The following is a 19,593-nucleotide window of genomic DNA, read 5'->3' as shown; positions in this document are numbered from 1 at the left end:
AGTCAAAAAATGTCAAAAATTACGTTTGCGCAAAAATTAAAAGGGCTTTTTTCCAAGGGCAAAATTGATGAGGATTTTTTTGAGGAGCTTACGGATTTGCTCGTTGAAGGCGATATTGGCGCAAAACTCGCATTTGAGCTTACTGACAATCTGGAAAAAATTTGCCGTCAAAATAAAATTTATGAGCAGAATGCCATTTTGGATGAACTGGAAAATATGCTTTGCGGCTTTGTAAAACCTGCCGATTTTGAAATTGACGACTCAAAAACCAGCATTTTTATGCTTTTGGGCGTAAATGGAGTTGGAAAAACAACGACGGCTGCAAAACTCGCAGGATTTCTAAAAAATAACGGCAAAAAAGTGATTTTAGCCGCCGCAGATACTTTCCGCGCAGCCGCAGAAGAGCAGCTGGAAATGCACGGCAAAAAACTTGGAATCCGGGTTGTTTCTCATCAGCACGGAAGCGATCCTTCTGCGGTTGTCTTTGACGCGGCCCAGGCTGCGAGGGCTAGCGGAGGAGCCGTTGTGCTTGCGGATACGGCAGGCCGCCTTCACAATAAAGAAAATCTTGTCCGGGAATTGCAAAAAATCGACAGAATCGCCTGCCAGAAAGCCGATGAAGGCTGCTGTAAAAAAATTCTCGTAGTTGACGGAACTACAGGCCAAAATGCCGTTCGCCAGGCTGAAGTATTCAATGACGCTGTTGGAGTTGACGCTGTCATAATCACAAAATACGATTCAACTGCAAAAGGCGGAATGATTTTTGCAATCGGAAAAGAACTCAATATTCCTGTCTGGTTTGTCTGCACAGGAGAAAAATATTCCGACATCCATCCGTTTGAAAAAGATTCTTATATCAAGGAATTTCTTGGCCGCTAAATGAAGTATTTTATTGCCGTCATATTGAACATTTCTTTGATTTTTTCTCATTTTCCTCTGTTCGCCGGAGAGAGTCTTTTATCCGGGAAAAATGTCAAGACAGAAAATTCATTTTTTGACAAAAAAAATGCGCAAAAAAAGCAGGACGGACTTGAGTTAAACGGGGAATTTAGAAATTTTCTTTTTGAAATTGCAAAAAACGTTATTTTGCAGCAGGCTGACGGCGAAATTTTTGAGATTTCAAGGCCAGCCGTTCAATTTTTGCTTCTTCCACTCTGGAAAAACTCAACTTTTTCTTATCTTTACGAAGTCTTTTTTCCAGAAAAAGCCGGTGAAATAAATTTTCAGGCAATAAAAAAGTTTGAAGATGAAGCGGAATCTGACGACGACGATTCGGAAAATTTTGATTTGCTTTCGGTTCTTGACGGAAAAAGCGACGGTGAGAAAAAAAATGCCGATATTGAGGCAGTTTTAAACCGCCTTCATGACGGAAAATTAAGAAAAATCTCTTATGGAAACGAAAAAACAAGCGTTTTTGAAAAAGATGGATTTACAGTTCTTCTGAATGCCGACGAAAAAACTGCGGTCCGGCGCACTTTTGATTCAAATTTTCATCTTGTAAAAAAAGAAACTTTCAGCTCGCCGCAAAACTTTGAAAAATTTTCAGCCGTTTCCGAGACAAATTATTTTTATTCTGACGACGGAAAGCTTTTCAAAACCGAAGCCGAAAATTTTTCAAAAAAGACAAGGGTTTTAAAAACTTATAGAGATGACGGAAAAATCGAAGGCGAAACAAAAATTCACTTTGAAGAGGAAAATCCACAGGCTAAAAGCATTTATGTAAAAGACAGCGAAAAAAAATGGGAATATGACGAAAAAGGCCGGATTAAAAAAATTATCCTGACTGAATATTTTCCTTTAAAAAACAAAAAAACAGAAAAAACAGAGCATATTACCCGTTTTGAATATGTTTTTGAGCAGACTCCGGACACTTATTTTTATGAAGACGGAAAACTGCGGATTAAGACGGTTTACGATAATTCAACTGATTTTACAAAAACTTTTTTCTTTGACGGAGGTTTTTCTGTCGTTGGAAAATACATAGCCGGAGAAAAAGTTTCTGAAACAACTTACCTTGACGGCAGATCGCTGCGGAGATTAAAAAAATGAAATTAAAAAATAAAGCCGCTGATTTTTTCAATTCCCTAAAATGGGTATTGTTTGTCTCGAGGAGATTCAGCCTTGTCGACAGAAAGGGAAGTTCAAAAGTCAATTCCGTTCTCGCTTCCCTTGGAATTTGCTTCGGTGTGATGACCTTAATCACCGTAATTTCTGTCATGAACGGCTTTCAGATGAGTTTTATCGATTCAATTATGGAAATCAGCTCTTACCATATCCGTGTTAAAAATATCGATGAAAATTCTTCGGTGGATTTTTTGATGGACTGTCAGAAATCTCCAGAAATTCGTTCGGTTTCAGCTTTTATGGAAGCGCAATCCCTTATGACCGGAAAAAATGGAAATCAGTCGGCGGCCCTTATCCGGGCTGTCCCTTCAAATTTGACGGAAATTGACTCAGGATTTAAGAAAGAGGCAAAAATGTGGAACGGAAAATTTGACTTGTCGGAAAGCGGTTCTGTCGTGCTTGGTTCTGAACTTGCTAGAAGACTTGGCGTTCGCCCCGGAAATACTGTTGAACTTTTTGCGCTTTCCGGAGGAAGCGATGTAAGCCTTATTTCTTCTGAGCGGTTTTTTACCGTAAAAGGGATTTTTCGTTGCGGTTATGCAGATATAAACGCTTCTTATGCTTTTGTAAACATTGAAGACGGAATTAAGTATTTTGGAAAAGATTCCGAGCTTTTATACGGAATTAAACTTTTTAATACCAGCCTTGATTCAAAAATTTCCAATCAAATCGAAGAAAAATTTGCCGGCGCAAAATGCGAATCCTGGAAAGAATTTAACCGCTCGTTCTTTGGAACACTAAAAATCGAAAAAAATATGATTTTTCTTCTTGTCCTGATAATTTTTGTTGTCGTTGCAGTTAATATTTTTAACGGAATGCGCCGCCGTGTTTTTGAACGACGGGAGGAAATTTCTGTTTTAATGGCATTTGGCGGTCAAAAAAATACAATTCAGGCAATTTTTATAATGCAGGGATTTTTGGCAGGCTTAAAGGGAGCGGTTCCAGGTCTTGTGCTCGGGCTTCTTTTGAGCGTAAAAATGTCCGGAATTTTTATTATTATGTCTAAAATTGTATACTATATCCAGCTGTTTTTTCTCAATCTTTTTTCGCCGGAAAATGCTATTTTTTTGAGGGAAAACCCCATGTACATGATTTATGCGAATATTCCTCCGAGAATTTTTGCCGGCGAGGTCTTTTTTATTACACTTTTTGGTATTTTTTCGGCACTCTTTGCAAGCGCAAGGGCAAGCCGCGAGGTTCTTAATCTTACAGTTTCCGAGGTGATGAGAGATGAATAATTTTGCTGTTGAAATAAATGGACTTGAAAAAACTTATAAAACAGAAAGCGAGAGCCTTACGATTTTAAAGAACCTTGATCTTCGGATAGAAGAAGGCTCTAAAGTCGTTATAATCGGGGAAAGCGGAAGCGGAAAAAGCACATTTCTCAATATTGTCGGCGGACTGGACAAGGCGACTTGTGGAAGCGTAAAGGTCGGTCCTTACGAAATAACTTCTCTTGACGAAAAACGCATTTCCGAATACCGCTCAACTTATCTCGGTTTAATTTTTCAGTTTCATTATCTTTTAAAAGATTTTACAGCTCTCGAAAACGTGTTTTTGCCGGCTTACATGGCAGGAATGAAAAAAACTGCCGCTGTGGAAAAGGCAAAAGCCCTTCTTTCTGACGTAGGGCTTCTGGAAAGAGCTTCCCATCTTCCTTCCCAGCTTTCTGGCGGCGAAAGACAGAGAGTTGCGGTTGCACGCGCCCTTATAAACGATCCAAAGCTTATTCTTGCTGACGAGCCTACAGGAAACCTGGATCCTGCAAATGCCGTTATGATTGGCGATCTGCTTTTTTCAATGGCCGAAAAATATAAAAAGACACTGGTTCTTGTAACTCATGACATGGCTTTGGCTTCCAAGGGCGACAAAATTTATTCAATTAAGGACGGAATGCTCAATGAAAGGTAGTGCGTCCATCCTATATGCTTACAGAATGCTTTTTCCCAGAACCGGCAAAAAATCGAACGCCCGCAGAAGCCTTACAGGAGCGTTTTTGTGCATAGCAATAAGCCTTGTTCCTCTTGTCATGATTCTGACTGTTTCCAATGGAATGATAAAGGGAATGACCAGCAGGATGATCGGTCTTTCGAGCTCCCATTTAAGCGTTATTCTTCATCCTGACATTGAAGAATCCCAGTCGCCTCAAAACCTTGTCAAACTGTCTGAAAAAATGAACGAAATTGACGGAGTGACAAAGGTTTTCCCGGAAATTCAATCAATTGGACTTGCCGCAGGAAAAAAAATCCGGACAGGAGCTGCAATCCGCGCGGTCGAAAACGATATTTTTTCAAAAAACACAGCTTTTTCTTCACTTTTTGAAATTGTCGAGAGCGTTTCTGGAATAAAAAAAGCGTCGGATATTCGCCTTGAAGAAGGAAAAAATGCCGTAATCGGAAAAAAAATTGCCGAAAGCCTTGAACTGCATGCAGGAGATGAGTTCAGGCTTATTACGACGAGAATTCTTCCTTCAAATAAAATCGTTCCGAAAATCACGAAATTCAGAATTTCAGCAATAGTTTCGAGCGGCTATCAGGAACTTGACGCGCTGTGGGTTTTTATTCCTCTTAATACAGGTTTTTCGATTCTTCCGCTTCGCTCAAGCCAGACGATGATTGGAATTGAAACTGAAGACGCTTTTTCGATTGAGCTTGATAAGATTTCCTCAAAAATCGAAAATCTTGCCCCGGCTTTTACGCGCGTTTACAGATGGGATGAGATAAATGCTTCTCAATACGAAAATTTTTCATCAACCCAGATTATGCTTCTTTTTATCATGCTTTTGATTGTTCTTGTTGCTTCGGTAAATATTTCAAGCGCCCTTGTCATGCTCGTAATGGAACGGAAAAAGGAAATTGCGATTCTAAAAAGCCTTGGCGCTTCTCCTTCCGGAATAACCTTTTCTTTTCTAATTACAGGAATGTCGACAGGGTTTATGGGAATTCTTGCTGGAATTCCTGCCGGACTTTTATGCGCGGTAAATTTTGATTTGATTCTTGGCTGGATTGAGAATATCCTTACTTTTGTAAAAAAAGCGGCTTTTCTTGTTACAGGGCACGATATTTCGGAGGTTTCGCGTCTTCACATACTTGATCCTGCGTTTTATCTCCAGAATATTCCGCTTTCGATTCCTTTAGGCCAGATTACGATTATTGCCTGCGGAACTCTTGTTCTTTCGCTTTTGGCAAGCGCAATTCCTGCAATAAAGGCAGGCCAGGAAAAACCGATTGAAAGTCTAAAGAAAATCTAAGCAATTCCTTTTTTTTAATTTTTGAATTATACTTAATTTCTGGTGTATTTTTAATGATTTGTGATTTTTGTAAAAAGCAGGATGCCGTAGTTTTTATAGAATTGAACGGTGACGGAGGAAAAAAGCACATAAACCTTTGCCGTGAATGTGCCGCAAAATCCGGAATTACAGGCGATCCAAAATCCATAACTTCGATATTCAAGGAACTGACCAGCATTTCCAGACAGATTTCGGAAGCAGACAAAAAAGTCTGTCCTGTCTGCGGAACAAAGCTTGCCTTAATCAAGTCGTCAAAAAAAGCCGGCTGCCCTGAATGCTATTCAATTTTTAAAAATGAAATCAGGGAACTTCTCGAAAAAGAAGGCATAAAAGGTTCTTATTCAGGAAAGATGCCGAAAAGGCTTGCTACTTTCCGTTCCGTTTTAACTGACAGAATTGCGCTTCAGGGAAAACTTGAAGAATCTCTCAAAAACGAAGATTACGAAAAAGCCGCTGTCTACCGCGATTATTTAAGGGCTTTGGAAAAATCCCCGGTAAATGGAAACGACGATGAGTGAGAAAAATATTTCTGAGCATGTTTCTGGTTGCGGAGAGTGGTATTCGCTTCCAGGACCTTTGTCCGACGTTGTCTGTTCAACAAGAGTCCGTCTGGCAAGAAATCTGGCTGATTTTCCTTTTCCCGGTCATTTTAAGTCTGATGATCCGGTTCGTGTCCAAACTTTGATTTTTGACGCGTTTTTAAAAAGCGAAAAAGCGGATTCGTATCAGGCGCTTGCCGTGGCAGGAATTGATCCTTTGAACGCAGGACTTTTGATTGAGAGAGGCCTTATTCAGCCTTCGACATTGAATTCTCCGGGCGGCGGTCTTGTAATGCGCATCAACGGAAAAAAAGCAAATTCCGGTCTTGTCTGCACGATTAACGATGAAGACCATGTCCGCATAAGTTGTTTTTGTTCGGGGCTTGACTGCGATACAGCTTTTGAAAATTGTCTGGAAGTTGATGAGCTTTTGCAAAAAAGCCTTCAGTTTGCGGCAAGCTACGATTTTGGCTATCTTACGGCAAATGTAAAGGATTGCGGAAGCGGAATGAAACTTTCTGCGCGTGTCCATCTGCCGGCAATGGCATTTTTGGACGAAATAGGTCCGTTTTTTGAGTCTATTGTTTCCAAGGGCGTTGTCGCAGGTCCTGCTTTTTCGTCTTTTGTAAAGGCAGGAGCAGGAATTGGAAATTTTTATCAGTTAAGTTCAAATCAGGCCGGAACCGGAAGCGAACTTGAACAACTGATAAATTTTACCGCTGTTTTAAAGCAGACTGTCGAATTTGAGCGGAAATGCCGCGAATCAATAATTAGAAGCCGGGCTACGGAAATAACCGACAGAATCGTAAAGGGGTTTTCTGTTGCAAAGTTTTCTCTTTTGCTTGATTTGAGGGAAGCCCTTATGATTATTTCCGACATAAAACTTGGAAAAGCCCTCGGACTGTTAAAAGGAGTTGATGACAGTTCCTTAACGCCGCTTATATATCGCGTACAGGAATCGCATTTAAAGACTGTAATCAAGAGCGGTAATTTTAACTTTCCGCCTGATATTTCTGAAAATACAGAAAAACAGACAGAACGGCTTCGAGCCCTGATTATTCAGGATACATTTGAAAATTTGGAATTGATAAAATGATGAATATGAAAAGAATTTCTCCACGACTTCAAAAAGTTTTTATTGCGGCCCAGGAAGAAGGCAGAAAATGCGGTTCAAGCGAGCTTATGCCTGAGCATATTCTTCTTGCGCTTTTAAAGTCCGCCGACGGACTTGGATATATAATGCTTCAGGATTTAAGAATAAACGTCTTAACCTTGCAACTGGCGGTTGAGCAGGCGGTTGTTCCTCGTCCAGGTTCCGCAAGCCTTTCGGAGCTTCCTCCTTCGCGCAGGCTCCGTACTGTCATGGACATTGCCGCCCTCGAATCAAATTCGCTTAGAAATGACTATATTGGAACAGAACATTTTATGATTGCGGCATCCCGCGAGGAAAACAGCGTTGCCGGCAATTTTTTTGCACGCGCCGAACTTAACATAAACGATATCCGTGAAGCGGCAAGGGTTGTTCAGTTTCATTTTCATTCAAGCGCGCAAATGAACGGAGACACTCTCGGAAGCACATTGCAGCGTCTTGTAGATGATGCAAAAAAAGAAACAATTTCCCAGTTTGCTTCCGGTTCTGTCCAGAACGCTCAAAAACGCGGTCAAAAAAGCGGCTCTTTTCTTGCAGAATTTGCACGTGATTTAACGCAGCTGTCGCGGGAAAATAAACTAGATCCTGTTGTTGGAAGAAAAAAAGAAGTCGAAAGGCTTGTTCAGATTTTAAGCCGCCGCACAAAAAACAATCCTGTTCTTGTAGGAGAGCCTGGCGTCGGAAAAACTGCTGTTATCGAAGGTCTTGCTGCAAAAATTGCAAAAGGAGAAGTTCCTTTCAATCTGATAAAAAAGCGGGTTTTGGCCTTGGATATGGTTGCTGTCGTTGCAGGAACAAAATTCCGCGGTGATTTTGAAGAAAGAATGAAGAGAATCATGAAAGAGATAAAAGAAGACGGAAACATCATTCTTTTTATCGACGAGCTTCATTCAATAATCGGCGCTGGCGGCTCTGAAGGCGGAATGGACGCTTCAAATATTTTAAAGCCGGCACTGAGCCGCGGTGAAATTCAAATTGTCGGCGCAACTACGACAAAAGAATACCGCAAATACTTTGAAAAAGATTCAGCCCTTGAGCGCAGGTTTCAGATTGTAAAAGTTGATGAACCTTCGGTTTCTGATACGATTGAAATTCTGAACGGCTTAAAGCAAAAATACGAAGATTTCCATGGCGTCGTTTACGATGATGATGTAATTCCTGCGATTGTAAAATTTTCCGAGCGTTATATTCCTGAAAGATTTTTGCCGGACAAGGCGATTGATATTCTTGACGAAGCCGGAAGCGCAAAAAAAATTTCAGGAGAAAGCCGGCCTGTAGAACTTGCCGAACTTGAAAAGGCGATTGAAGAATTGTCTTCCGAAAAAAAAGAACTTGTCGCAAAACAAAATTACGAAAAAGCAGCGGAAGTCCGCGATAAAGTAAAGGATTTAAGGCTCAAACTCGAGGAATTTTCAGAACTCTGGCAAAGCAATTCCTACGGTCTAAAAAAGCACGTTACTGTTGACGACATTTGCAGAATAATTGCTTCGATAACGGGAATTCCTCTTGAGCAGCTAGACTCAAACGAGGCCGGCCGTCTTTTAAAAATGGAAAATCATCTTCATAAAAACGTAATCGGACAGGACGAAGCAATAAAAGTCTTAAGTTCTGCAATCCGAAGAAGCAGGGCAGGAGTAAGTTCTCCGGACAGACCTTTGGGTTCATTCATCTTTCTTGGACCTACCGGAGTCGGAAAAACTCAGCTTGCAAAATCTCTGGCAGAATTTCTGTTCGGCTCAAAAGACGCGCTTATCAGAATCGATATGTCGGACTATATGGAAAAGCACAATGCAAGCCGCTTAGTTGGAGCGCCTCCAGGATATGTCGGTTTTGACGAAGGCGGAATTTTGACGGAAAAGGTTCGGCGTCAACCGTACAGCGTTGTTCTTCTCGACGAAATTGAAAAAGCTCATCCGGATATATTTAACCTTCTGCTGCAGCTTCTCGAGGAAGGCGAACTGAGCGACAACCTTGGACACACGATAAATTTCAGAAACACGGTTATCATTATGACCGGAAACGCAGGCGCAAGACAGATAAATTCTGAGCACAAGCTTGGCTTTAATTCATCTCCAGACGGAATTTTGCCGTATAACGAGATTAAGGCGAACGCCCTTGAAGAATTAAAACGAATTATGCGCCCTGAACTTCTGAACCGGGTTGACGATGTTGTTGTTTTTGAGGCTCTTAACAAAGAGCAGATTTCAAAGATTCTCGATCTTCAGATTAAGGAGCTTGAAAACCGGCTTTCTGACAAAAATTTGACGCTTACGATAAAGCCAAAGGCCAGAAAATATCTTGTAGAACACGGTTACGATGCCAACCTCGGAGCACGCCCAATGCGCCGTCTTATCCAAAGCGAAATTGAGGAGCAGCTTTCGATACTCATTCTGGAAGGAAAGGCTACAGAAAGCAAAAAAATAACCGTGGATCTTTCAAAAGATAAGCTTATTGTAAAAGTTGAAAATCCGCAGAAAAAAAACGAAACAAAAAAAGAAAAACAAAAAGTAGAAGCGCAATAATTTTTTGTGCAGAATAAAAAAAAGAATGTAAGATAAAAACAGCCGAAAACAGCGTCTGTTTCTATCTTTAAAAGTTTGCGTTGCAAACTTTCTTATCATCTGTTGTTTCTCACTTTGTTGCGAAACGACTTAAAAAGCCAAGATTAAAACTTCAGTTTTTATCTTGGCTTTTTATGGGAAATAAAAATGAATTTCAGTGATTTTGGTAAAAAACTTTGCAGCCAGTCGGGAATCCTGCAGCTGATGGACGATATTGGCAGGCCGCTTCCAAAAAACGTAAAACCTTACAGGCTTGGCGGCGGAAATCCTGCTATGATTCCGGAAATTTCTGCAATGTACAGGCAGGAAATGCAAAAAATAATGGACAACGGCGATGAATTTGAAAAACTGATCGGACTTTATGACAGTCCCCAGGGAAGAATGTCTTTTATCGAAACAGTTGCCGAATATCTTTCAAAAACTTACGGCTGGAAAATCGGACCGGAAAATGTTGCAATTTCCAACGGAAGCCAGAGCGCCTGTTTTTATCTTTTTAACCTTTTGGCAGGAACTTTCAGCTCTGAGGGCTCTAAAAACAGAAAAAAAATTGTATTTCCGCTTGCTCCGGAATATATCGGTTACGCTGATCAGGGAATCGAAAAAGAAATGTTTGTTTCAATTCCGTCAACATGGAAAGAAGAGGCCGATCATACTTTTAAGTACCATGTAAATTTTGAACTTCTTGAAGAATATATGAAAAAAAACTCTCAGATTGGAGCAATCTGCGTAACACGGCCGACAAATCCTTCAGGAAACGTTCTTACAGATTCTGAAATTACCCGGCTTTCTAAAATTGCAAGGCAATATTCAATTCCGCTCATAATCGACAACGCATACGGACTCCCATGGCCGAACATTATTTTTACAAGCGATGCAAGCCCGTATTATGACGACAATGTTATTTTGAGCATGAGTTTGAGCAAAATCGGTCTTCCTTCGCTTCGTACAGGAATTATAATCGCTCCTGCCGAAATCGTAACGGCAATCGGAAACATGAACGCAATCGCGGCCCTTGCTTCTGGTTCTTTTGGACAGGCTTTGGCAGAAAATCTCATAAAAACAGGCGCTCTTGTTGAAAAAGCAAAGAATTTTGTCCGTCCATATTATGAAAACAAGGCAAAAAAGGCAGTTCAGGCTTTCCACAAATATTTTGCCGGAACAGACTATGCAGTTCACAAAAGCGAAGGCTCGATTTTTCAGTGGCTGCTTTTAAAAGGACTTTCGATTCCTACAATGCAGTTCTATTCTGAATTAAAAAAGAAAGGCGTAATAGTTGTTCCGGGAGAGTATTTTTTCTTTGGCGACGACACTGAGCACGGACTTCCGCCAGTTTGCGAACATCCCCACTTCAACAAATGTCTTCGCATAAATTATGCAGGAGACGAAGAGGAAGTTGATGAAGGCATCAGGATAATCGCCAAAACTTACCGGAAATTTTCTAAATAGACGTCTTTTCGTTGAGTTTTTCGGCAACAGCCAGAAGTTTTTCACGGTCGTTCATTGACGGATCATCAAGAACGGCCTGAAAAAGTTCATTTAAAATCAAGCCAAGTTTTTTTCCAGGCTGAATTCCTCTTTCAATAAGGTCTTTTCCGTTCACTTTTAAATCTTTCAGGCTCAAAGCCGAGTGTTCGTCTTCGATTTTTTTAATCCGCGCTCTTAGTTCCAGAATATTTTGAATTACGGGGCTGCCAGGCTCTGCTTTTTCGCAATTTTTTCCGTAGTTGTCGGCAAGCCTGAGTTCAAAAAGGTCGTCAAGATAGTCTTTTCCTACGCGAACCAAAAAACGGCGCACAGAAGAATCTTTCCATTCCGGCTCATAATAAAACATGTGCTCGCGAATAAGGTGGCAGATTCTTTCGATTTCGGCATTTGAAAATTTTAACCTTGCAAGGACTTTTTCAGCAATTTCCGCCGAATAAATTTCGTGTTTCCAAAAATGAATTATTTCAACTTTTTCTTTTGTCGCAGGATTTTCTTCAAAACTTACAGATCTTGCCCTTACTTTTCCTACGTCATGAAAAAGCGCTGCAATTCTGACAATGTAGTTGTCTTTTGGAGCGCCATCGCACGAAAAAATATTGTGATCAAGAACATCAAACTGATGAAAACCCCGCGCGTCTGCCTGCGTAACACCGCGGCCCTCTGCGAGTTCCGGAATAAAAAGCCTTAAAATTCCTGTCTGTTCCATAAGTTTCAGGCCGACAGACGGAAGAGGACTTTTTAAAATCTTCAAAAATTCGTCTCGAAAACGTTCCAGCGAAATTGAATTGATTTTTTTCTGAACTTCGCAATTGGAAATTTCTAAAAACGTAGAATTTTCTATGCAAAAATCCAGCTGGCTTGCAAACCTTAGCGCCCGCACAGGACGCAGACCGTCTTCCATAAAGCGTTCATGAGGATTTCCGACAGTTCTTATTGTTTTGTTTTTTATGTCGAGCTGACCGCCAAACGGATCGACTAAATGTCCGTCGTCAAGGCTTGCCGCGATTGCGTTCATTGTAAAATCTCTGCGGCTCAAATCGTCATCAATCGACTCAGCAAAGACCACATTGTCAGGATGCCGTCCGTCGGAATATCCCTGGTCGGCTCTGTATGTTGTAACTTCGATTTCTTTTTTCATAAAGTGAACCGTCACAGTACCATGCTTTATTCCTGTCGGAATTACGTGACGAAAAAGTCTGATTACGTCTTGCGGATGTGCATTTGTCGTCAAATCCCAGTCGCTTGCGCTTTTTTCAAGAAGAATGTCGCGCACAGCACCGCCAACTAAAAAAGCTTCAAAACCAGCTTCTTTAAAAATCGAATTCATTTTTTTGAGTTCATAGGGAATCTGAATTTTTTTCATGTTTAATCTCACTTTTGCACAAGGCCACCAGAAAGAATTTCTATCGAATTTGAAGAAAGGCAGATAAAAACCGCCAGAATAAAAAATACAATAAAAATTATGAGGTGAACATAAAAATAGATTTTTTTAGTCGAAATAATGTAAAAAATGCACTCAAGGCAGGCTGCAAGGGCAAAAAATCCTGTTCCGATTGAAGTGCAGCATATAGAAAAAAGAATGAGATTTAAATTTTCATCAAGAAAATTCTGAATATTTCCCGAAAAAAAGAGCACAATCTGAGAAACAAGGACGCAACTAAAAAAAATAAATGCGCGTCTCGTAAGAGAAAGAAGCAGCGGCAATCTGCGGAAAACTGTAAAATATCTGAGATTTTTCCATTTCGGCTGAGTTTTTCGGAATTTTTTATTGTCTGACAGTTTTTTTTCCATGCTTGCTAACTGCTTTGGTTTCGTTATAAAATCATCTCTAATCTATAAAATAAATTATACAGAAAAAGGGCTGGTATGAAAAAGGGTTTTATAAGCTTTATAATAATTCTTTTATTTGCGGGATTTATTTTTTATCTCGGCTTTGTAAGTTTTAGGGTTCCTGTCGGGAAATACGGCGTAATGACGTCAAAAACTTCCGGTGTGTATCAAAAAATCATCGAAAACGAAAAATTTTGCTGGCGATGGGAAAAAGTCATCCCAAAAAACGCTGAAATTTACGTTTTTGAAAAAAAATCCTGCGTCTTTGAGCAGTCGTTTTCAGGAGAGCTGCCGTCTGGAAAGATTTATTCAAGCCTTGTTAAGGGCGAGCCTGATTTTTCCTATTCCTTTGACTTTGAAATTTATCTTTCTGTAAAACCGGAAAATCTTATAAAACTTGTGGCTGCGCAGAATTTAACAGGGCAAAAGTCGCTTGAAGAATATCTTCAAAAAATTTCTGCAAAAATTTCACAGGAATTGAGCCAGTACATTATAAAAATGAATGAAAATACTGTAATCGCTTCTTACAATGTGCCGGAAATTATCGAAAATCTCAATCTGAATAACAAATATGATTTTGTGACAGTCGATGAGATTCTTATAAAAAACGCTTCTGTTCCTGACTTGAATCTCTACAACCTGGCAAAAGAATCTTATAAAAAACTCCAGGCCGAAATTGATGCAAATCTGGCTGAATACGCAAAGCAGCATGCCCAAAAAATCATCGAAAATGAAAATTCAGTAAAAAAACTTTCAAAAATCGGCGAAATGCTTAAGCAGTATCCGGAACTCAATTCGCTTCTTTCAAATGCAAGCGCCTCGGAAGTATTAAAAGCGCTGAATGATTTAAAATAAAAAAACGCAAGATAAAACTTCCGTAAAAGAGTTTGTTTTATCTGCTAAAGGAAAATTAAAAATGAATTTGTTTTTTAACCAGAAATTAAGGCTTTTTGGAATTCGCGGCGCAACAGGCTGCGAAAATACTAAAGAATCGATTGCAAAAAATGTCGTTGAAATGTGCTCGAAACTTTTTTCAGAAAATAAGGTTCTGCCAGAAAACATTGTTTCCATTCAATTTACTTCGACAAACGATTTAACAGCAATGAATCCTGCAGCGGCATTAAGGCAAGGAGGAGACTGCGGCATTGACGTTTCCAGTGTACCTTTATTTTGCAGCCAGGAACCGGAAATTGAAGGCAGCCCTGAAAAAATGATCCGCATCCTCGTTACCGCATATCTTGCTTCAAATTCAAAGGTAAAACCTGTTTATATAAACGGCGGAGAAAAGCTTCGTCCGGACTTTGCGAAAAAAAATTAAAAAAAGTTTAAAAACTTTTAAAAAAAATATAAAAAGACTATTGACAGTTTTTTTTCAGTTTGCTAATATATAAACACATCGCGAGGGTAACTAAGTAACTCAAGCGAAACAAAAAAAATAAGAATGCTGCCTTAGCTCAGTTGGTAGAGCACGTGATTTGTAATCTCGGGGTCGAGGGTCCGAGTCCTTCAGGCAGCTTTTTTTATTAAAGGGGAGTTTCCCGAGTGGTCAAAGGGGACAGACTGTAAATCTGCTGCCTAGTGCTTCGTAGGTTCGAATCCTTCACTCCCCAGTATCTTGAGCCTTAAGTTAAATCTTAAGGCTTTTTTATTGTATTTTTGCCCTTGCGCAGGAAAATAAAATGTCTTTGTCAGAAAATAATTCTGAAAATAAAATTCCTCCTGAAAATTCCGGTTCATTTGAATATAATTTTAGTGGCAGGGAAATAAAACTTCTTGCCAGGTTTTTGAGAAAAAATCAGTCGCAAATTCCATCCGGACTTGAAAATTTTTCCAGAAAAGTTGAGCTGTATATTTACAGCCTTATGTCGATTGACGAAGTTGAAAAATTTTTTAGAACCGAAGACTGATTTTACATTGGAGTGATTATGAATAAAAAAACATTCGCTCGTTGCGCAGCTGCTTCTGTTTCGGCTGTTTTTCTTTTTGTCTTAGCTTTTCTTCTTACAGAACTTTATGTTCCCGCATCAATTTCAAGAAAGTCTGAAAAAATTCGCGTTGAAATTCCTTCCGGAACAAGCACAAGAAAAATTGCTTCCATCTTAAAAAAATCAGAGCTTATCCGTTCTGAAAACTTTTTTTATGTCTCTTCAAAATTTCCGTTCGTTTTTGGACGAAAAACTCCGTATCTTTTAAAATCTGGAGTTTACGAACTTAGTCCGAATATGACAGTTTCCCAGATTCTTTCCGAACTTGAATCCGGCCATCAGGAGTACATAAAAACGGTTTTGCCGGAGGGGCTGACTGTTTCCAAAATCGCAGAAATTCTTGACGAAGAAGGAGTCTGCAAAAAACAGGACTTTATGCTTGCCTCGAGAAATTACTCGCTTTTAAAAAAATATCAAATTCCTGCCGCAAACATGGAAGGCTTTCTCTTTCCGGACACATATTTTTTTACACCGGGAATGAAGGCTGAAGAAGTCATTGAAATGATGGTAAATAATTTTTTCAAAAAAATTGAATCTATTCCAGAATTTTCAGGAAAAAGCGTCTCAGAATATTACAGCACGATTATCCTTGCCTCTGTCGTTGAGCGTGAATACCGCGTCGCAAGGGAAGCGCCTTTGATTGCCTCTGTTTTTAAAAACAGGATTGAACAGAATATCGGCCTTTATTCCTGCGCAACGATTGAATATATAATCACAGAAATTCTTGGAAGACCGCATCCAGACGTAATCACTTACGACGATTTAAAGATTGACTCACCTTACAACACTTACAAATGGGCAGGACTTCCGCCGTCTCCGATTTCCAATCCGGGAATCGTCGCTTTAAAAGCCGCTGCAAATCCTCCAAAAACCGATTATTATTATTTTACGCTTAATGACGAGATGAACGGAACCCATACTTTCTCAAAAAGCTTCAGCTCTCATTCAAAGGCAGGAATTCAATTTAAAACAAAAAAGGCGGCATCATCTAAATAATGGCAGGATTTATTACTCAAGAATCAATTGAAGCTGTAAAAAGGGCGGCAGATATTGTTTCTGTAGTTGGAGAATATGTAAAACTTGATAAACGGGGCTCGGATTTCTGGGGATGCTGTCCTTTTCATGGAGAAAAAACAGCTTCGTTTCATGTGATTCCTGAAAAAAATGCGTATTACTGTTTCGGATGCCATGCCGGCGGACCTTCGGCAATAAAATTTATTCAGGAAATTGAAAAAATCTCGTTTCCGGAGGCAGTCGAGCTTCTGGCAAAAAAATTCGGGATTGCGCTTCAGTATTCAGAAAACGGAAATGCAGAATATAAGGTCGACCACACAAAAGACGACTTAAAATCCCTTTACAACAGGCTTGCAGGAACTTTTAACTATCTTCTTACTCAGACCGATTCCGGCAAAAAGGCGCTTTCATATATAAAAACCCGAGGAATTACAGACGACGTAATCGAAAAATTTAAATTTGGCTATGCTCCTGCCGACCGCTACTGGCTAAAAAAATTTCTTCATTCAAAGAATTTCAGCGAGGAACTGCTTTCTTCGTCAGGGCTTTTTTCTAAAAATTACAGGGATATATGTCTTTTTTCCGACCGTTTTATGATTCCAATTTTTGATGAACGCGGAGACTGCGTAGCTTTGAGCGGGCGCGTAATTCCTCCGGCAGATGAATCCCAGCGAAAATACATAAATTCGCCGGAAACTGTAATCTATTCAAAAAAACACACTCTTTTTGCCTTGAACCTTGCAAAACGCTCAATGGGCGAAAAAGGTTTTGCGATAATCTGCGAAGGACCGATGGACTGCATCGCATACCATCAGGCTGGAATAACAAACGCCGTCGCTTCCTGCGGAACGTCTTTTACAGAAGAGCATATTCAAAAATTAAAGCGGTATGCCTACAGCCGGGAAAATGGCGTTTCTACGGTCTACCTTTCGTTTGACTCCGACGGAGCTGGGCAAAATGCCACAAGAAAAGCAATTCTTGCCTGCAGAAAGGCCGGAGTCGCCGTAAAAGTAATAAAACTGACCGGTGGAAAAGATCCTTCAGAAATTTTACTCAAATACGGCGCGGAAACCTTGACGATGGACGTCAATAACGCTATATTAGATTCTGACTATCTGTTTGAATCTTTGATGAATGAATATCCGGCCGATACGCCTGACGGAAAAGCGCGAATTTCGATGGCTTTTTTCCAGTATGTAGATTCACTTCAAACTGACATTCAGAAAGAAACTAGCTTGGAGCAGCTTTGTCAAAAACTTAACCTGTCGAGTCAGGCTGTTCTCAGAGATTACAATAATCGGGAAAGTGCCCGCAGCCGTTTAGAAAAACGGACAGATTTACAAAACAGCGAAACCGAAGAAAACATCCGGAAAGGAATGGAATTAAGGGTTTTGCTTGCAGTAATCGCCGATACTAATCAGTTTGAACTGATGCGGCGGGAAATAAACGAAGATGTCTTTGAATCATCTGAAGCTAAGCAGTTATTCATTATTCTGGAGGATTGTTACCAGCAGAAAAAACTTTCTTTCAGTTCAATTTGCGAACACTGTAAAGATCCGAAATTAACGCGACTGATTACCGAAGGTGTAATGTCCGGAGAATATTCTCAAAATACGGAAAAAATTATCAGGGACGGAATTGAGATAATTAAAGAAAAAAATTTAAAACGGCAGATGGATTATATAATCGAGCGCTTAAAAACTCTAAAAAATCCTTCTACACCTGAACAGATTCAGGAATTTAATTCTTTAATGAAAGAAAAAATGAATATTGACAGGCTTGTTTGTTCTAAAAAAAATTAGAATATAAATTCAACTAAAAAAAAGAGGCGAAAAATGGATCAGGAACTCGATCCCGTAGTTGTAAAACTCCTTGAATATGCGAAAGATAAACAGATAATTTCCTGGGACGAAATCAACGAGATTCTCGGTCAGGACTTTGTTAATTCTCCAAAAATGGAAAATGTCCTTCAGCTTTTAACCCAGAATAATATTCAGGTTATGGAAGAAGACAACCTCGATGAAGACGAGGACGATGATGAAAGTCTTGATGAAGACGGAGAAGGTGAAGAATCCGACGACGAAGCCCATATTGTAAACGGAGATAAAGATTCTAGCGTTGACGATCCGATTCGCCTTTATCTGCGCGAAATCGGCAAAGAAAAGCTTCTTACTGCAGAAGAGGAAGTAAAATATTCAAAAGAGATGGAAGACGGCGAAAACATCATTAAAGGAGTTATAAAAGATTCCGGAATGATGATTCCTGAGTTTTTTGCCGTTGCCCAGAAGGCTTTTACAAGAATTGATCCGCATGAGCCGGGAAAAGCAAGAAAAGAAATCAACGAAGAGATGGCGGAAAAACGCCGCTTAAAGTCTTGCTATTCTGAATGGATTAAACCGATTTTGCCAGAAATGAAGCAGTACATGGCTTTGAAAAAAACACTTTTCGAAGCAGAGCAGTCGGCGGATATTTTTGACAATTCTCAGCTTGTTGAATTGAGCGCAAAAATTTTGCCTGAACTCAAAAAAATCGAAATTCAATCTGAAGAAATTGAAAAATTCAGCGGAAAATTTGAGGAAGCAACTGAAAAAATTGAAGATTATCGCCACAACCAGGAAAAGAAAATGAAGGAACTGAGAATCTCAAGCCCTTCAGAACTCCGCAGCCTTGGCCGCAAACTTGCAATTCATTCAGAAGCATTAAAACTCGAAAAAGAACTTGGAATGTCCAGCGACGAGATCCGCGATGTTTACACTCAGATTCAGAAAATAGACAGAAAACTTCGCCGCATGGAATACGATTTTGAAAACAGCGTGGAAGAAATTCTTACAAAGGCAAAGGAAATCAACCGCGGAAAACGCATGATGGAAAAGGCAAAGAATAAGCTCATCAATGCAAACCTCCGTCTTGTTGTTTCTATCGCAAAAAAATATACAAACCGCGGATTGCAGTTTTTCGACCTTGTTCAGGAAGGAAATATCGGGCTTATCAAGGCTGTTGAAAAATTTGAATATCGCAAAGGTTACAAATTCTCAACTTACGCAACCTGGTGGATCCGTCAGGCGATTACCCGTTCAATTTCCGATCAGGCTAGAACAATCCGTGTTCCAGTCCACATGATTGAGCAGATAAATAAAGTTGTCCGCGAAAGCCGCCAGCTTATGCAAAAACTGGGACGTGAGCCAAACGATGAAGAAATTGCACAGCAGCTTGGCTGGCCTGTCGCACGTGTAAAACAGGTTAAAAATGTTGCAAGAGAACCGATTTCTCTCGAAACTCCAATCGGCGAAGAGGAAGACAGCCAGCTCGGAGATTTTATCGAGGATAAGGAAGTTGAAAATCCTGCAAATCAGACTGCGTACAAGATGCTTCAGAATCAGCTGCACGAAGTTCTTTCTTCTTTGCCTGAACGTGAACAGGAAGTTCTTAAAATGAGATTCGGACTTGACGACGGCTACAGCTTGACTTTGGAAGAAGTAGGACTGTACTTTAACGTAACCCGTGAACGAATCCGTCAGATTGAAGCAAAGGCTCTCCGCAGGCTCCGTCATCCGCGCCGTGCCAGCGGTCTTCGCGATTACATCGAATCGTAAACAGCGATTGATAGACAAAAAAA

17 protein-coding genes and 2 tRNA genes are annotated in these 19,593 nt (G+C 40.1%); 17 read left to right on the top strand and 2 right to left on the bottom strand.

Annotated features, from left to right (window positions below; translation table 11 throughout):
• The first annotated feature begins 9 nt into the window (after nucleotides 1-9).
• The 9 genes from ftsY to B5D47_RS01820 all read left to right on the top strand — a co-directional run bounded on the left by ftsY (nucleotide 10) and on the right by B5D47_RS01820 (nucleotide 11,109).
• Entirely contained in the window at nucleotides 10-879 is an 870-nt protein-coding gene (ftsY, locus tag B5D47_RS01860) for a signal recognition particle-docking protein FtsY (protein ID WP_078930114.1), read from the top strand.
• Nucleotides 880-2,049 carry a hypothetical protein gene (locus B5D47_RS01855; protein ID WP_078930113.1) on the top strand — a complete coding sequence of 390 codons (1,170 nt, stop codon included), beginning with the start codon at nucleotides 880-882 and terminating at the stop codon, nucleotides 2,047-2,049.
• Nucleotides 2,046-3,362 (top strand): ABC transporter permease, encoded by a 1,317-nt coding sequence (locus B5D47_RS01850; protein WP_078930112.1) that lies wholly within the window; start codon nucleotides 2,046-2,048, stop codon nucleotides 3,360-3,362. Before B5D47_RS01855 ends, B5D47_RS01850 begins: the two co-directional genes overlap by 4 nt.
• Entirely contained in the window at nucleotides 3,355-4,035 is a 681-nt protein-coding gene (locus tag B5D47_RS01845; protein WP_078930111.1) for an ABC transporter ATP-binding protein, read from the top strand. The genes B5D47_RS01850 and B5D47_RS01845 overlap by 8 nt, the downstream gene beginning before the upstream one ends.
• Before the next feature lie 25 nt (nucleotides 4,036-4,060).
• Nucleotides 4,061-5,374 carry an ABC transporter permease gene (locus tag B5D47_RS01840; protein WP_234969868.1) on the top strand — a complete coding sequence of 438 codons (1,314 nt, stop codon included), beginning with the start codon at nucleotides 4,061-4,063 and terminating at the stop codon, nucleotides 5,372-5,374.
• A 53-nt stretch (nucleotides 5,375-5,427) separates the two neighbouring features.
• Nucleotides 5,428-5,931: a UvrB/UvrC motif-containing protein gene (locus tag B5D47_RS01835; RefSeq protein ID WP_078930109.1), complete on the top strand. Its 504-nt coding sequence runs from the start codon at nucleotides 5,428-5,430 to the stop codon at nucleotides 5,929-5,931.
• Nucleotides 5,924-7,048, top strand: a complete 1,125-nt coding sequence (locus B5D47_RS01830; RefSeq protein WP_159443462.1) for a hypothetical protein — start codon at nucleotides 5,924-5,926, stop codon at nucleotides 7,046-7,048. The genes B5D47_RS01835 and B5D47_RS01830 overlap by 8 nt, the downstream gene beginning before the upstream one ends.
• A 5-nt stretch (nucleotides 7,049-7,053) precedes the next feature.
• Entirely contained in the window at nucleotides 7,054-9,624 is a 2,571-nt protein-coding gene (locus B5D47_RS01825) for an ATP-dependent Clp protease ATP-binding subunit (RefSeq protein ID WP_078930145.1), read from the top strand.
• A 186-nt stretch (nucleotides 9,625-9,810) separates the two neighbouring features.
• Nucleotides 9,811-11,109, top strand: a complete 1,299-nt coding sequence (locus B5D47_RS01820) for a valine--pyruvate transaminase (protein WP_078930107.1) — start codon at nucleotides 9,811-9,813, stop codon at nucleotides 11,107-11,109.
• Here the strand turns inward: B5D47_RS01820 and B5D47_RS01815 are convergent.
• On the bottom strand, nucleotides 11,102-12,511 hold the full coding sequence (locus B5D47_RS01815) for a CCA tRNA nucleotidyltransferase (RefSeq protein ID WP_078930106.1): 1,410 nt from the start codon (nucleotides 12,509-12,511) through the stop codon (nucleotides 11,102-11,104). The genes B5D47_RS01820 and B5D47_RS01815 overlap by 8 nt on opposite strands.
• An 8-nt stretch (nucleotides 12,512-12,519) precedes the next feature.
• The gene (locus B5D47_RS01810) at nucleotides 12,520-12,939 is read right to left on the bottom strand and encodes a hypothetical protein (RefSeq protein ID WP_078930105.1); all 420 of its coding nucleotides are present in this window, start codon (nucleotides 12,937-12,939) and stop codon (nucleotides 12,520-12,522) included.
• Nucleotides 12,940-13,014: 75 nt separating this feature from the next.
• Here B5D47_RS01810 and B5D47_RS01805 point away from each other — a divergent pair, with 75 nt between their 5' ends.
• The 8 genes from B5D47_RS01805 (at nucleotide 13,015) to rpoD (ending at nucleotide 19,570) form a co-directional block, all read left to right on the top strand.
• Nucleotides 13,015-13,833: a hypothetical protein gene (locus B5D47_RS01805; RefSeq protein WP_078930104.1), complete on the top strand. Its 819-nt coding sequence runs from the start codon at nucleotides 13,015-13,017 to the stop codon at nucleotides 13,831-13,833.
• Between the two features lie 61 nt (nucleotides 13,834-13,894).
• Nucleotides 13,895-14,296 carry a chorismate mutase gene (aroH, locus tag B5D47_RS01800; RefSeq protein WP_078930103.1) on the top strand — a complete coding sequence of 134 codons (402 nt, stop codon included), beginning with the start codon at nucleotides 13,895-13,897 and terminating at the stop codon, nucleotides 14,294-14,296.
• Nucleotides 14,297-14,421: 125 nt separating this feature from the next.
• Nucleotides 14,422-14,494: transfer RNA gene (locus tag B5D47_RS01795), tRNA-Thr, on the top strand.
• A gap of 12 nt (nucleotides 14,495-14,506) precedes the next feature.
• Nucleotides 14,507-14,588: transfer RNA gene (locus B5D47_RS01790), tRNA-Tyr, on the top strand.
• A 69-nt stretch (nucleotides 14,589-14,657) separates the two neighbouring features.
• Nucleotides 14,658-14,885, top strand: coding sequence for a hypothetical protein (locus tag B5D47_RS01785; protein ID WP_078930102.1), 228 nt, complete (start codon nucleotides 14,658-14,660; stop codon nucleotides 14,883-14,885).
• An 18-nt stretch (nucleotides 14,886-14,903) separates the two neighbouring features.
• Nucleotides 14,904-15,959, top strand: a complete 1,056-nt coding sequence (gene mltG / locus B5D47_RS01780) for an endolytic transglycosylase MltG (RefSeq protein ID WP_078930101.1) — start codon at nucleotides 14,904-14,906, stop codon at nucleotides 15,957-15,959.
• A complete protein-coding gene (gene dnaG / locus B5D47_RS01775; protein ID WP_078930100.1) occupies nucleotides 15,959-17,779 on the top strand; it encodes a DNA primase in 1,821 nt (606 codons plus the stop codon). Before mltG ends, dnaG begins: the two co-directional genes overlap by 1 nt.
• Nucleotides 17,780-17,812: 33 nt before the next feature.
• Nucleotides 17,813-19,570 carry an RNA polymerase sigma factor RpoD gene (gene rpoD / locus B5D47_RS01770; RefSeq protein WP_078930099.1) on the top strand — a complete coding sequence of 586 codons (1,758 nt, stop codon included), beginning with the start codon at nucleotides 17,813-17,815 and terminating at the stop codon, nucleotides 19,568-19,570.
• Nucleotides 19,571-19,593 lie beyond the last annotated feature (23 nt).

The sequence above is a fragment of the Treponema berlinense genome (assembly GCF_900167025.1).
GTDB lineage: Bacteria > Spirochaetota > Spirochaetia > Treponematales > Treponemataceae > Treponema_D > Treponema_D berlinense.
Note: the sequence above shows the minus strand (reverse complement) of the source record. Positions and strands in the feature narration are given on the sequence as shown.